Source organism: Corynebacterium sp. MSK218 (assembly GCF_030232655.1).
In the GTDB taxonomy this organism is placed as follows: domain Bacteria; phylum Actinomycetota; class Actinomycetes; order Mycobacteriales; family Mycobacteriaceae; genus Corynebacterium.
In genome coordinates, this window is record NZ_JASPGN010000015.1 from 1 (window position 1) to 13832 (window position 13832).

General features: G+C 60.4%; 17 protein-coding genes. 11 read left to right on the forward strand and 6 right to left on the reverse strand.

The genetic code is table 11. The annotated features are described in order from the left end of the window. Positions 1-101: 101 nt before the first annotated feature. Positions 102-530 (forward strand): MFS transporter, encoded by a 429-nt coding sequence (locus QP922_RS11050; RefSeq protein WP_284809505.1) that lies wholly within the window; start codon positions 102-104, stop codon positions 528-530. A gap of 98 nt (positions 531-628) precedes the next feature. On the opposite strand, the gene bioD is transcribed toward QP922_RS11050, so the two are convergent. Continuing rightward, a complete protein-coding gene (gene bioD / locus QP922_RS11055) occupies positions 629-1285 on the reverse strand; it encodes a dethiobiotin synthase (protein WP_284809506.1) in 657 nt (218 codons plus the stop codon). Further along, positions 1282-2523: an adenosylmethionine--8-amino-7-oxononanoate transaminase gene (locus QP922_RS11060; RefSeq protein WP_284809507.1), complete on the reverse strand. Its 1242-nt coding sequence runs from the start codon at positions 2521-2523 to the stop codon at positions 1282-1284. Before QP922_RS11060 ends, bioD begins: the two co-directional genes overlap by 4 nt. 45 nt (positions 2524-2568) lie before the next feature. On the opposite strand from QP922_RS11060, the gene QP922_RS11065 reads away from it, so the two are divergent. The 5 genes from QP922_RS11065 (at position 2569) to QP922_RS11085 (ending at position 7065) form a co-directional block, all read left to right on the forward strand. Continuing rightward, complete coding sequence (locus QP922_RS11065; protein WP_284809509.1) at positions 2569-3987, forward strand: peptide MFS transporter; 1419 nt, start codon at positions 2569-2571, stop codon at positions 3985-3987. A gap of 61 nt (positions 3988-4048) precedes the next feature. Next, entirely contained in the window at positions 4049-4765 is a 717-nt protein-coding gene (locus QP922_RS11070) for an ASCH domain-containing protein (protein ID WP_284809511.1), read from the forward strand. 48 nt (positions 4766-4813) lie between these two features. Continuing rightward, positions 4814-5245 (forward strand): hypothetical protein, encoded by a 432-nt coding sequence (locus QP922_RS11075; protein ID WP_284809513.1) that lies wholly within the window; start codon positions 4814-4816, stop codon positions 5243-5245. A 76-nt stretch (positions 5246-5321) separates the two neighbouring features. After that, positions 5322-6188, forward strand: a complete 867-nt coding sequence (locus QP922_RS11080) for a trypsin-like serine protease (RefSeq protein ID WP_284809514.1) — start codon at positions 5322-5324, stop codon at positions 6186-6188. A gap of 49 nt (positions 6189-6237) precedes the next feature. Continuing rightward, entirely contained in the window at positions 6238-7065 is an 828-nt protein-coding gene (locus tag QP922_RS11085; RefSeq protein ID WP_284809516.1) for an esterase/lipase family protein, read from the forward strand. Here the strand turns inward: QP922_RS11085 and QP922_RS11090 are convergent. Continuing rightward, positions 7062-7694: a VC0807 family protein gene (locus QP922_RS11090; protein ID WP_284809518.1), complete on the reverse strand. Its 633-nt coding sequence runs from the start codon at positions 7692-7694 to the stop codon at positions 7062-7064. The genes QP922_RS11085 and QP922_RS11090 overlap by 4 nt on opposite strands. Positions 7695-7763: 69 nt before the next feature. Here QP922_RS11090 and QP922_RS11095 point away from each other — a divergent pair, with 69 nt between their 5' ends. Both QP922_RS11095 and QP922_RS11100 read left to right on the forward strand, forming a co-directional pair. Continuing rightward, positions 7764-8486: a hypothetical protein gene (locus QP922_RS11095; protein ID WP_284809519.1), complete on the forward strand. Its 723-nt coding sequence runs from the start codon at positions 7764-7766 to the stop codon at positions 8484-8486. After that, a complete protein-coding gene (locus QP922_RS11100; protein WP_284809521.1) occupies positions 8483-8773 on the forward strand; it encodes a CHY zinc finger protein in 291 nt (96 codons plus the stop codon). Before QP922_RS11095 ends, QP922_RS11100 begins: the two co-directional genes overlap by 4 nt. A gap of 4 nt (positions 8774-8777) precedes the next feature. Here QP922_RS11100 and QP922_RS11105 read toward each other — a convergent pair whose 3' ends face one another. Beyond that, on the reverse strand, positions 8778-9344 hold the full coding sequence (locus QP922_RS11105) for a hypothetical protein (RefSeq protein ID WP_448315529.1): 567 nt from the start codon (positions 9342-9344) through the stop codon (positions 8778-8780). A gap of 41 nt (positions 9345-9385) precedes the next feature. Further along, positions 9386-10696, reverse strand: coding sequence for a M20/M25/M40 family metallo-hydrolase (locus QP922_RS11110; RefSeq protein ID WP_284809525.1), 1311 nt, complete (start codon positions 10694-10696; stop codon positions 9386-9388). A 78-nt stretch (positions 10697-10774) separates the two neighbouring features. On the opposite strand from QP922_RS11110, the gene bioB reads away from it, so the two are divergent. The 3 genes from bioB to QP922_RS11125 are packed head-to-tail and all read left to right on the forward strand — an operon-like array spanning position 10775 to position 12959. Beyond that, entirely contained in the window at positions 10775-11755 is a 981-nt protein-coding gene (gene bioB / locus QP922_RS11115) for a biotin synthase BioB (RefSeq protein ID WP_039673030.1), read from the forward strand. Further along, entirely contained in the window at positions 11755-12021 is a 267-nt protein-coding gene (gene bsaP, locus QP922_RS11120; RefSeq protein WP_284809527.1) for a biotin synthase auxiliary protein BsaP, read from the forward strand. The genes bioB and bsaP overlap by 1 nt, the downstream gene beginning before the upstream one ends. 14 nt (positions 12022-12035) lie before the next feature. After that, positions 12036-12959 (forward strand): Sir2 family NAD-dependent protein deacetylase, encoded by a 924-nt coding sequence (locus tag QP922_RS11125; RefSeq protein WP_284809528.1) that lies wholly within the window; start codon positions 12036-12038, stop codon positions 12957-12959. Positions 12960-12996: 37 nt separating this feature from the next. On the opposite strand, the gene QP922_RS11130 is transcribed toward QP922_RS11125, so the two are convergent. Next, positions 12997-13776, reverse strand: a complete 780-nt coding sequence (locus QP922_RS11130) for an esterase/lipase family protein (RefSeq protein ID WP_284809530.1) — start codon at positions 13774-13776, stop codon at positions 12997-12999. Positions 13777-13832 lie beyond the last annotated feature (56 nt).

A 13832-nucleotide genomic window follows, 5' to 3' on the forward strand; every position in this document is an offset into this window, starting at 1 on the left:
AATCAACAGCAGAAAAGAAATAGCTGCCTAACCACTAGGTAGCTCCACTACGTGTCCACGATTTGCGGGCAACCCCAGGAATAGCTCTTGGCGTAGATGTCGTGCTTCTATTTTTCGGGATTTCTGCGGGGATCAGTATTTTACTTACTGCTGTCGTTGTAGATAAGAGATTGTTCCTGACTGGTCTAATCTCAGGCGCGTTGATGCTTTTAGGATTCTTGCTCTTGTCGGTACCGGCAGCTCCCAACTATCTTTTCATTTCTGGAATAATCGTCTGGGGACTGGGATTTGGTGGTGCACCGACAGTTCTCCAGACTGCCTTAGCTAGAAATGCAGTGAACTTGGCAGATATTGCACAGTCCTTTTTCGTTACTATCTTCAATTTTGGTGTAGGTATCGGTGGTGCGCTCGGAGGGGCAATATCGAGTCTTTGGGGTGCTTCTGCCCTTAGTATTGGTGCAGGGGTGATGTGTGTCTTAGTTTTCGGATTGCTCGTTGTGAGGAGTAGAGATTTTGGAAGGCAGCTTTGAGAGCTAGGCCGCACACTCAGTTCGGGAAGTGCTTCTTAAAAACAGGCTTGAACTTCCATCTTGAGTAGCACACGCCAAGAAGTCTCGAGACTTTAGTGTTAAATAATTCCGCTGGCATTCACTGTCGAAGTTCTATCTGCGAACTCCTCGCGGGAGAGCCGGCCCACACCTGCAGGGAGACAGCCCAGTAGCGGCACACCGGTTACCTGCGGCATTTCCTCGACGTTGAGCCGGGTAGCCAGGTCTGGCTCTGTGGGAAGCGAGCCACCAATGAGCCCGAGAATTTGCAGACCCCGGTTACGGGCGGCTTCGACGGTGAGCTCCGCGGCGTTGAGGCTTCCCAATCCCATGCTGGTTACCACGATGAGGGGAGCACCGAGGTCACAGGCGATGTCGGCCAGCGTGAAGTCGTCAGCTAGTCGAACGAGGAGGCCGCCGGCGCCTTCGACGAGCACGACATCCGCCTCGATGCCGCGAATCCACTCAACCAGCTCCTGCCGATCCGGTTGGGGCATTCTCGCACGCCGGGCCGACAGGTTGGGGGCAAGCGGCTCGGGGTAGCGCACAAACTCGCGGGTCTCGACGCCGGCGAGGCGAGAGATGGTGGGGGCGTCGCCAAGCCCGGCGGGTTCACCTGTCTGAACGGGCTTAGCCACGATGACGTGTTTGCCCGCAGCCTTGAGCTGGGCGGCGAGGGCCGCGGTGGCGATGGTCTTGCCCACGTCGGTGTTGGTCCCGGTAATGCAGATAATCATGCTGCCTCCCCGGCTGCGTGAATGGCGCGGCAGATGCGCGCGATGTCCTCGTCGGTACAGATATAGGGCGGCATCGTGTAGATGAGCCGCCCGAACGGCCGCAGCCATACTCCGTGCTCAAGGGCCGCTTCGGTGGCGGCGGCCATGTCAACGTCGTGGTCCATCTCCAGCACACCAATAGCGCCGCGGACCCTGGTGAGGCCGGGTGCGCCCTGAAGTCCCTGACGCAGACCCGCCTCAATTCGTGGTACTGCACTGCGCCACTGGCCTTCCGCGATGAGTGCGGTGGATTCCGCAGCGACCGCGCAGGCGAGAGGATTGGCCATAAAGGTTGGGCCATGCATGAGTGCGGTGGGCTGCATGCGCTTGGCGACGTCTTCCGTGGCCAACGTTGCCGCAAGTGACATGAAGCCACCGGTCAGCGCCTTGCCAACGCACATGATGTCCGGCACAACGCCGGCGTCCTGGGTGACGAAAAGCGAGCCGGTGCGCCCAAATCCGGTGGCGATTTCATCGGCGATCATGAGAATTCCGTGCTTGTCGCACAAGCGGCGAACACCCGCTACCAGTGCGTTGTCATGAAAACGCATGCCGCCAGCGCCCTGTACGCCGGGTTCGATGATGATGGCGGCGACGTCATCAGTAATGAGGCGCTCCATCTTCGCTAGGTAGTCTGCGTGTTCGGATTCGCTCGCTCCTTCCGTGGGCGGGGCAGGGGCGAAGACCTGTTCAGTCAGTGTGCCTGCCCAGAGCGAATGCATGCCGCCCTGCGGATCGCAGACGCTCATCGCGCCGAAGGTATCGCCATGGTAGCCCGAGCGCCAGGTCAGCAGCTTGGTACGGCCAGGTGGGGAGGCCTGCAAGGCCATTTTGATGGCGACTTCAACGGACACGGATCCGGAATCTGAGTAGAAGACATGGGAGAAATCTCCGCGGGTCAGTTCCATGAGCTGAGTGGTCAGGCGTGCTGCGGGCTCGTGGGTAAGTCCGCCGAACATGACGTGGCTAAAGCGATCAATCTGTTCTTTGGCGGCATTGACTAGTCGGGGCTGCGAGTGCCCATGACAGGCAGCCCACCAGGAACTCATGCCGTCGATAACGCGGCGGCCATCGGCGAGGTCAAGATAGGCACCATCGGTGCCGATGACCTCCAACGCGGGCGCGCCGGGTGCGGCATACGGGTGCCACATGTGGGCTGCATCTACTGTCGCTACTTGAACACTGTTCAAAAACTTCACGCATTTATCTGTACCACATACGAAAGTTGTGCATAATTACTTGGTATGACAGTAATTGAACAGCGTTCAAGGAAAACGTTTTCACCCGCCATTCCCGCGGTTGCGGGCATCGAGATGTGGGAGCGTTTTAGTTTCTATGGAATGCAGGCCATTTTGGCCTATTACCTCTATGACCAGGCGGGTGGGCTAGGGATTGAGCAAACCCATGCGACTGCGCTCGTGGGCGCGTATGGTGCTGTGCTCTACCTCTTCACGTTTGTCGGCGGCTGGGTCTCCGACCGTGTCCTCGGTGCTGAGCGCACTCTGCTGGTGGGTGCATTCCTGTTGATGTGTGGGCATGTATCGCTGTCCCTGATTCCAGGGTTCCCCGGCTTGTTCGCGGGGCTGTTCCCGCTTGCACTCGGTTCCGGCTTGCTCAAAACCGCAGCTATTACGGTTTTAGGGGCAGCGTTTCCGGCTGAGGGCAACAATAGTGCTTTCCAGATTTTCTACCTCGGTATTAACGTCGGTGCAGTTGCTGGACCGATGCTGACTGGTTGGCTATCCACGGCCTATGGCTATCACGCAGGTTTTGGTGCCGCTGCGGGCTTGATGCTTATCGGTTGCGTGTCTTACTTGCTGCTGCGCTCACGCCTTTTGGCCAGCATCAGCGTTGACATCACCCGTCCTTCAAACCCGATTGCCCCTAAGTATCTCGCCCAAGTGGCAGGTGCTGCTGTTCTAGTCTTCGCACTAGGGATCTGGTGTCTAGCTTCCGGCGCTTTAACGCCTGACCGCATGGCTTTTGTTTTGCTTCTCACTACTGTGGCGGTGGCAGTGGGCCTGATTATCACTATGTTGGTCTCCCCGCGAGTGAGTGCGCCTGAGCGCCGTCGGGTCAGGGCCTTCCTTCCGCTTTTTGTGGCCTCCACAATGTATTGGGCGCTGCAATCCCAAACTTATGGAGTGCTCGCGGTGTATTCCGATCAGCGCCTAGATCGCAGCATCGCTGGTTTTGAGATTCCAGCGGCGTGGACGCAGTCCCTCAATCCCTTCTTCATTTTGGTCTTCGCGCTGCCCATTGCTGCATTTTTGGCAAAAAGGAACGTGCACCGCAACCGTGTGATGGGCGGGGGTCTGGCGCTAGCTGGTGCGGGACTGTTTATCCTTCTGCCTTTTGTGAGTGCTACAGCGGTTCCATTCCTGGCGCTAGCACTGTGCATCATGCTCATGAGCATCGGAGAGCTCTTCATCGGGCCCATTGGTATGGCGGCGACAACTGCCTATGCGCCCGCAGCTTTTAAAACCCGCTTCTCTGCTTTGTTCTTTCTTTCCTTGGCTATCGGAACCTCGCTGGCCGGCAGCTTGTCCACGTTGTATTCGGCTGATACCGAGTTTCTCTATCTGGTTCTCGTGGGTATTGTCCCAGTCATTACTGGTGGTGTTATCGCTTGTGCAGGCTTAAGCAGGGCGAAGTTGTCGTAGAAACACGCTGCTGGCGAAAAGTCTCTTAACCCAAGTCTTTGGCAACCGCTACCTTTGAAGGGTGATTACTAATGAACTCCGAGAATTACTGACCGTAGCCAAGACCCATGCCCAGCGCTTCCACGACGAGGAAGATCACACCGTAGCCGCGGCGCTTCTTACCGAATCCGGCAAACACGTGCTCGGTTTGAACGCATACCATTTCCTCGGTGGCCCCTGTGGTGAAATCTCGGCCTTAGCTAACCACGCTGCTAGTCATCCAGAGGATCCCATCCGAGCGGTAGTCGCCGTCCACGGCCCGACTGGCCAGGTGCTATCGCCCTGTGGAAAATGCCGCCAGGTGCTGTTTGATGTTGATCCGTCTATTCGGTGCATCGTGCGCGGAAGCAATGGACTTGAAGCGCTCACCGTGGAAGAGCTCTTACCGTTCGCATATAACTGGCGTGACATGGACAAAGAGCAGCGCATCTACATGTGGGAAGGCTACGAGGAATCAATTCGTAGCGGAGAAAAGCAACAAACCATTCGGGTGGATGATCCTTTCCATGAGGGAAGCGCCCAGATTGTCTTCGAGAAGGAATCCGGTGAGGTTGTTACCATTCCTGCCGAGGTGACGTCAGTTGTTTCAACCCAGCGGAGGTCTTTGACGGAGGAACAAGCCCGAAGAGATGGGTTTGGCGGCTCTTCCGAGCTCCATGAAGCGCTTGATACTCACTATCCCGGATTGGCTGAGGATGACGAGGTCGACGTCGTTGAGTTCACACTCTGCAAGGTTTAAGAGCTCTGGCAAAGACCACGTAGAGGAGACTTCACCTAGACTGTCGGTATGTTTGGGCCCGCTTCCACCCAGCCGCCGCGGCTAATAGATTTTGCCGTGCTGCGGTTACCGTTGGTGGAAGTCGTATTTGCTGGGCTGCTGGTGAATCTCTTTGTCGAAGATATGCAGGGAACTGAAGCTGCCAGTGGCTTCGTCGCGCTCTTTGTGGCCATTCCCGCACTGTTGTTTCTTGGAATCGCATACCTCATTTCCCTGCCCATGCAACGGCGCAAAGTAAATGATTTCCGCGTCGACGCAGTCTTCCTTGTTGTCGGAGCTATTGGCCTTGCGGGGTGGGGCGGGCAACACTTTATCGCTTTGCCTCTCGCGTGCTGCTTGCCTGTAGGTCTGTCAGCACTGATTCGAAGATTCATTGCCTTTTTGCTGTGGAAGACGGGGAAGGCCCCGCAGCTGCCGGCAGGGAAAGATGCTGAGAACTAGGCCGAGGCCACTGATTCCATCCAGCGAAGCTAACGAGAGCAGCGCATAGGCACAGTCGCTGATAAAGTAACGCCTTGTGTTCTCAGGTTTCCTCGCATCTGTTCTGTCTGTCCTTACCGCAGTAGCGTCCATGTTCGGCATTAATCACGCTGCCGCCGACGATTCCGGCGCGCGTGAGGTTCTGCAAGCCACGAGCAATATTGACGCGAAGGACGACCGAGTCGCCGCACTGTGGCAGAACGAGTCACGGGAATGCTCGGCAGGCTACATCGGCAATGACTGGTGGCTCACCGCTACGCACTGCCTAGGCCGCAACCTGCGCCTTACCCAGGCAGATGGTGATAGCGCCAAAGTTGTCGCCTCCACCCCGGTGGCAGAGAAGTCAGACCTTGCCTTGCTCAAGGCGGAACCCATGGAAGCTGAGGCCTTCGAGCTGCCCACCCGCCCTCTGCGCGTGAACGAAAAGCTCCTCCTCGTGGGCTTCGGCGGGTCCCACACGTTTTCCTCGGAGGCCGTGTCCCGCATTGAGGAGACGGGCGTAACGCACGAAATCGAGGGCCACGAATTTGAGAACCTGCTCAAATCGCACTCCTTGTTCTCCTCACGCTCCTGCAGCGGTGACTCCGGCGCCCCGCTCTACCAAGACACCACGATCTTTGCGGTGCATACCGGCGGTGAAGAGAATGAGTCTTGCGCAGACGGCACGCGCCGCCGCATGTGGCATAGCGAAATCTATCCTTACGTGGGGATGCTCACTGCGCTCATGGAGAGCTATGACGAGGAGGAGACAGTCACCCAACGCGAGGAGGCGGAAGCCGAGAGCGTGCGCCAAGCTCGCGCCCAAGAGCGCAGCCAAGCCCCCGCGGAAAAGCCCTCCGAACAACGTACCGAGCAGCCGAAGAAAGACCGCGGCAGCAGCCTGATCAGCCTCTCTTCCCGTTAACAGCGCCTATACAGCGAGCGCTCAGACTTAAGCGTTAAGCTCGCTCCTTATGAAAAACGGCTTCCTGCAGCGCGCGTTCCTCGCTATCCTTCTCGGCACCGCGGCCCCCATCCCCGCGCACGCTGAGACCATGGAGACCTCCGCTGCACAGGACCTGGGTATTAATGATCCTGACTGCCAGCCCACTGGCCCCGTCACCGAGCCCGTCGTCCTCCTTCACGGCACGTCGGCCAATTCGGCCGAATGGAATGATCTGATCCCGAAGCTCACAGAGCAGGGCATGTGCGTGTGGGCCTTCGACTATGGCGCGGATGACCTCACCTTCCAGAACGCCTATCCCTATATGAAGGGCATTGCGGATTTGGAGTCCTCTGGGCGTGAAATCGCCCAGCAGATCGAGCACATCCGCGACGTCACTGGGGCAGAGAAAGTAAACCTCGTGGGCTTCTCCCAGGGTGGATTGCACACGAAGTCCTTTACACAGCTCTATGGTTCACCCGATGAGGTGCGCCGCGTGGTCACGGTTGGCGCGAATTTTCACGGGACAACGTGGGGCGACAGAGCAACGCCCCTAAGCACGGCGGCAAAAATCGCGCCCGATGTGACCAAGTTTGTTGGAACCAGTGCCGGTATCCAGCAGCTGCAAGGTTCGGACTTTATGGAGAATCTCAACCAGTTGCCGGACACCGCGCCGGGTATCACCTACACCTCTATCTATTCACCCGCGGACAACACTGTGACGCCGAATGAGACCTCGCAGCTGACTGCAGTGCCGGGCGCGGACGTGGCCAACGTGGAGTCAGTGCCGGTCGAGCACGGGCAGCTGCCCCATGATGCGCGCGTGCACGAGCAGATTCTGTGGGGGCTCACGCGCTAGGCCGGGGTCGGTGCAGATTTGCGGGTGCGTGAAGCAATAACGAAGGTGGCCGTTAAGCAGATAGCGAGAGCCACGAAAGGCAACGCATTCGACAGCCAGTAGGCGGTGGTGAAGGGGAGAGAATAGGCGGCGACGATGCGGATGATTGCTTCGAGTAGGAACACTATGCCCCACACGATAGTGATGTAGCGCTGGGAGGCGCGAAAGGTTGGGTATTTCCACAACCCGTTCCAGTAAGAGACACCTTCCTCCGTGCCGTCGGTGCCAAAGCGCTGGCCAAAGTAGAAGGCAAGGGGCTTGCCCAAGGCAAGGCTGCCGAGGAAGAGCAGGCCGAAAATGCCGGTAATAACGCTGCCTTTAACCAGCAGGAGGCGCTCATCGGTGCCACCGACCAGCGTGGCCAAGGCTGCAGCAACGTTGAAGGCAAGGATCAGTGCAGAAATCCCAGAAAAAGACTTCTGGCGTACATGCTGGATGATGCCACCGATGAGGGGACCGATGCTGGCGGCTAGGTAGGCGTAGACGTGGTTGCCGGTTGCGGAATCAACCAGTTGAAACAGGAGGATGGCGAGGCCGACGTCGAAGACGCCGAGGATGAGGAAGTTGAGCAGGCGCGGATTGAGACTCATGCCACATAGTGTGCCACAAAACATACGTAACGGTTTGTTTGTGACACATAAAAACCTTAGGGTTGGGGCATGGCTGACGTTGGACCAGGAACCTTTGGATATCTCTGCGGGTTAGCTGGCCGCGAGGAACTCCCCGGGCCCGTGCTGACACCGATCCTTACTGGGCTGGGTCTGTCGCCGGCTGGCGTTCGCACCTTTCTGGCCCGCATGGTGCGCGCGGGCGATCTATCCTCGCGCCGAGCCGGGCGATACTCCGTGTATTCCATGGTGGGGAACTACCTTGCGGAGTTTCGTCACCTAGGCTCGCCCCGCGCCCTCCACTGGGACGGGGCGTTTCACACCGTTATCTTCGATATCGGCGAGGATCGCCGTACAGAAAGGGATGCCCTCCTGCGTGCCGCGCAGGCCAGCGGTTTCCGGCAGCTGCGGCCCGGAGTCCTGGTGGGCGCCCACGCGCCGGGGGAGTGGGCGCAGAAAACCTTTGTCGGCACTTGGTCCGTGGATACGGACACCGCCCGCGACGTTATTGCCACCGCGTGGGACCTTGAGGAGAGCGCTGCCCGCATTTGCGCGCTGGGCGACGTCCCCCCTCTGCCCACCGATGACGTTGGCGTCGTCGTCGAAACCACGCGCCGCCATTCCGCCGTCTTCGCGGCGCTGCGCCACACCCCGCCCTTCCCTGCCGAGCTTCTTCCCGCTGACTTCCCTTCGGACATGCTGGAGAGCCGCCTGCGCATGGACGTCACGCCGGCCTATCGGGCGATGGCGCGGCTGTTAGAGTCGTGGCCATGATCCAGGGAGCCATCGACGCGGCAGGTCGGTGCCGGCACTGGCACACGCTTGTCGACGTCGTCGCCAACAAGTGCAGCACCTGTAGCGGTTGGTTCGCGTGTTCCTTGTGTCATGCGGAATTAACTGATCACGAGTTTGGCGCCATGCCGAAGGACGAACTCTGCGTCATGTGTGGCGCGTGCGGCCATCAGATGACCTTCGCGGAGTATTCGGCATATAAATGCCCCGCGTGCGGGCATGCCTTCAATACTGGCTGCGCGCTGCACGCGGGGACGTATTTCTGCTAGTTGCTTAAGGCAAAAGGGGTGCCAGCGGGGTGCCCTCGACGAGGGTCTTGAGGAAGGCCACGATGTCCGGGACGTGAATGGTGAAGGTTCCGAAGGTCACCGGAATCGTCGGGAAAGCGTTGTTGGCTGGGGCTTTCGTGCCACCGTTGTTGCCGCTGTTTCCATTGTTGTTAGCCGGAGCTGGCTGGTTGTTGTGAGCCGGTGCGCCCTGATTGTTGCCATTATTGTTCGCGGGGGCGGTCTTGTCCCCGCCGCCGTTGTTAGCGGGGGCAGCATTGCCGCCACCGTTGCCACCGTTGAGGCCGCAGCGAGCGATGGCCTCGTCGGCGCGGGCGATGGCGTCACGGATTTCGCCGCCACGCGGGTGGAAGTTAGCGGCGGCGAGGGCCTGGGACTTCTTGCTGTTGTAGTCGGACGGGTTGGTGTAGTACTTCGTGGCCTGCTCGCAGGAGATCTGACCGGCCGGCACCTTGGCCAGGTAGTCATCGACCATATCGGCCGAGGCAGCAGGGCTAGCAAGGCCGACGGCAACGGCTGCAGCGGCGGAACACAGGACAAGCTTATTTCTCATGCGCCACATTGTGCCACAACTTTTTCACATTCGCGCGAGCGCTAGCGCCCCAGGAAGCGATTTACCAGCGAAGAGTACGCCTTCACAGTCAAATCCAAGTCTTCCAGGTAGAGGTGCTCATCGTGGCTGTGCAGCTGCGAGTTGGCGCTGGCCATATCGCGGCCCTCTGCATGCAGCGCGAAGCCGTAGGCGTTGCCGCCGCGGCGCCGTGCCACGCGCAGATCCGAGCCACCCGTGGCCAACACTGGCAGCACCTTCTTATCGGGGAAGAACTCGTGCGCGGTGTCCTCAATGCAGCGCCACAGCTCAGTATCGGTAGATGACTGCGTGGCGTCCTCAGTAATAAGGTGCTCGATTTCGACCTCATCGGACATATCGCCCAGCGCTTCACGCAGGAACTCATCAAGCTCTTCCTGGGTCTGGCCGGGGAAGGGACGAATGTCCATCTCTAGATAGGCGTGGGAAGGCAGCACGTTGATGGCACCACCCGCTCGCAGAACGGTCTGGGAAATCGTAGTGTGCGAGAAGGCATGGGCATAGGCCGCCAAGTTGCCGAACTTTTCGTAGTCGGCGGCGGTAGCGGAGCCGTCGAGAAGCGCTGCTTCCGTAGCGGGGTCAAAGCGGAAGGTCTTGACGAACCCCTGCCACACCTCATCCATCGCGATGGGCGGCTCAGCCGCGGCGATGCGGCGGGCCACCTCACCAATCTTGACGATGGCAAAGTCCTTCCCAAACGGTGTGGAGCCATGGCCGGCATCGCCATGCACGTGCAGGCGGCGCTGGCCCGCACCTTTCTCGCCCACGTTGAAGCCGAGCGCGCCGGGCAGGTGGCTGCCGCCGGTCTCCGAGAGGCAGTTGCGCACCGAGTACGCCTCCGGGTGGTGCTTATCCATCCAGATGGAACCCAAACCACCGCGGGCCTCCTCGTCGGCCATACCCACAAACGCCAAGGTGCCGCCGGGGTTGCCGCGCTTGGCCACATCCCTCGTTACCGCCGCCATCGTCGCCGTAATAAAGAGCATGTCCACCGCGCCGCGGCCATAGAGCTTGCCATCCTCGATGACGGCGTCGAAAGGCGGCTTGGTCCACTTCGGTTCGTCCACGGGCACGACGTCCGTATGACCCATCAGCGTGAGCGGCTCCTTGTCCGGGTTACCCGGCACGGTCACTACGATGGTAACGCGGCCCGGATGGGACTCGTAGCGCTGAATCTCCACCGCGGTGCCGTCGAAGAACTTCTCCAAGGTATCGGCGTTGCGGACCTCGTGGCCGGAATCCGGCGTGAGATCGTTAACGCAGGCATTGCGGATGAGCTCCTGAAGCAGAGCGAGGGTGTCGTCGTAGAGAGTCATGGCCTTCAAGGGTAGTCCGCGGAAGGAAAAGTCGGAGATTTTCCACAACTTGAACGCCGTTCAAGTAAGGTTTCTGCCATGAGCATCGTAGATATCGCACGTGAGAAGGCCCTCGAGCAGGGCATTGGCCTTAACGAAGAGGAACTCCTCCAGGTCCTCCAGATCCCCGATGAGCAGCTGGAAGAGATCGCTGACATCGCCCACAAGACCCGCCTCAAGTGGTGTGGACCGGACGTGTCCGTCGAGGGCATCATCTCCATTAAGACCGGCGGCTGCCCGGAGGATTGTCACTTCTGTTCGCAGTCCGGCTTGTTCGAGTCGCCCGTACGTGCGGCTCGCCTCAATATCCCTGAGTTGGTGGAGGCTGCCAAGAAGACCGCTAAGACCGGTGCGACGGAGTTCTGCATCGTCGCCGCGGTGAAGTCTCCCGACGAGAACCTGCTGAGCCAGGTCGCGGAGGCTATCCCGGCCATCCTCGACGAGGTGGACATTGAAATCTCCCTCTCCCTCGGCACGCTGACCCTCGAGCAGGCGCAGCGCCTCAAGGACATGGGCGCCCAGCGCTACAACCACAACTTGGAGACTTCTAAGTCCTTCTTCCCCAACGTGGTCACGACCCACTCCTGGGAAGAGCGCAAGGAGACTCTCGACAACGTCCGCGCGGTGGGCATGGAGGTCTGCTCCGGCGGCATCATCGGTATGGGTGAATCCCTTGAGGACCGCGCCGAATTCGCTTACCAGCTGGCCCAGATCGAGCCGTGTGAGGTGCCGATGAACTTCCTCGACCCGCGCCCGGGCACCCCGTTTGCGGATCGCCCGCTGGTTCCGCTCGGTGAGGCACTGCGAGCTGTGGCCGCCTTCCGCCTGGCCATGCCGTCGGTGACCCTGCGCTTTGCCGGTGGCCGCGAGCTTTCCCTCGGTGACGACGGCACGGAGAAGGGCCTCCTCGGTGGTATCAACGCCATCATCGCCGGTAACTACCTCACCACGCTGGGCAAGCAGATTGAAAAGGACGTCGACATGCTCGGCCGCATCGACCTGCCCATTAAGGCCCTCTAATGGCCTCTTTACAGGGCGAATCGACGGAGCTTAGGGCTGCCGTCCTCGCCGGGGAGGAGCCGCAGTTTCACCCCAACACCGGCAAGCCGCTCAGTGAGAACTTTCCCCTCCACCCAGCGGCCGCGGCCGGCCTCGACGTGCCACGCTATTGCCAGCTGTGCGGTCGCCGCATGGTGGTCCAGGTCCGCCCGGACGGCTGGAGCGCGCGCTGCTCGCGCCACGGCGAACTTGACTCGGAGGATATCTACGAGGAAACCTTCGGCTAACTAGAGTGGGCGCCATGGATCCCGCCGTCGCTCACGCCCACCAGTCCGCGCTGCGCTCGATTTCCCGCGTCGTCACGGAAATCGCGTCACCCACGCCAGCGGAGCAGGCGCTTGCCGACGTTTCCCAGCAACTCACCCGCGGCAACGTCATGGTCCTCACGGGCGCGGGTGTGTCAACGGAATCCGGCGTGCCGGACTACCGCGGCCCGCAGGGCTCGCTCAGCCGCCACCGTCCCATGACGTACCAGGAGTTTCTTCATGATCCTGACGCGTCGCACCGCTATTGGGCGCGCGCTTTCGTCGGCTGGCGCGTCATGCAGGCCGCACGTCCCAACCGCACGCACTACGCATTAGTGGAACTTGAGCGCGCCGGGCTGCTCACGGGTGTGGTGACCCAGAACGTGGATGGCCTCCACGAGGAGGCGGGTCAGCGCAACCTCATTGCGCTGCACGGCGATATGCAGCACGTGGTGTGCTTGAGCTGTGGGTATGAAGAAAAGCGGGAGGATTACGATGCCCGCGCGGCCGCGGCCAACCCGGGATTTCTCGAGCGCTGGGTGGTGGATAGGGCGGATGTGAACCCGGATGGCGATGTGGCTTTGAGCCAGGAAGCGGTCGCGGAGTTCCGCATGCCCGGCTGCGTGCGCTGCGGCTCGCCGCGGCTTAAGCCAGACGTGGTCTACTTCGGCGAGCCCGTGCCCACCGCCAAGAAAGACGCGGCCTACGCGATGGTCACGGCCGCAGATTCCCTGCTCGTCGCGGGATCCTCACTGGCGGTGATGAGCGGCTTCCGTTTCGTGCTTGAGGTGCAGAAGCAGGGCAAACGCGTGGCCACCATCAATGGCGGGCCGGGGCGTGCTGATGACCGCGTGGATACCCTGTGGCGTACCCAGGTGGGCCCGGCCTTCGATGCGCTTCTCGACGCTCTCGACCTCTAACGCTTCGTCTGGCCCCTTAGCTCGCCGGTCTGGCCCCTTAGCTTGCCGAAGTTATAGCTTCGGCAAGGTTTTCGACATCCTCCAGAACTATCTGGCAGACCCGTTTATCCATGGGCATGTCCTCGTGGCGAATGAGGGCGCGGCGGTCAATGTCTTGGACAAAGAGGTTGCGCACCTTCTGGCCGTTGAGGAAGCACGTGGTGGGAGGAACGACGACGGCGTCGGACCGCGTGGCGATGCACGTGTAGCTCACATCGTCTTCGACCTCGCTGCCGCGGTTCGTGGCCTCGACGATGTCGCTGCCGGCGACTTGTTGCATGCCGGCGGGGCCAAACCAGCCGTCGATAAGCGAGCGCACCACGTCTTCCTGACGCTCGCTGCGGAAGAGGGGACTGGCAATGCCTCCCTGCGTCGTTCCGTGATTCGGGGAGCTGATGCACACCACGTGGTGGACGCGCTCCGCACGATCGTGCATGCGCATCCAATACCGTGCGAGCAACCCGCCCTGAGAATGGCCCACGAGGATGGCCTGTTCTGCCCCGGTAACGGTGAGGACGGCGTCGATGTACGCATCCAGTTGACGTGCCGATTCCTGAATAGGGCCGGTAGCTCGGTTGCCATAGTCCGGGGCAAAGACCGCCCAGCCGTTCTCGCGCAACAGACCGGCGAGAACCTGCCACACGCCTTTGGTGTCACACGTTCCGTGGATAAGGATGATAGGCCAGGGTCGTTCGGCCGTGGGGCGCGCGGACCAGTCGTCTTCACACACGGCGCGGGTACGCAATCGGGCACCGAGAGGAAGCGGGGGAGTGGACATGGCGCCTCATTTTACGCCGTGTGCCCTACCGCCATCGGCGGCATAAACGCCGACCG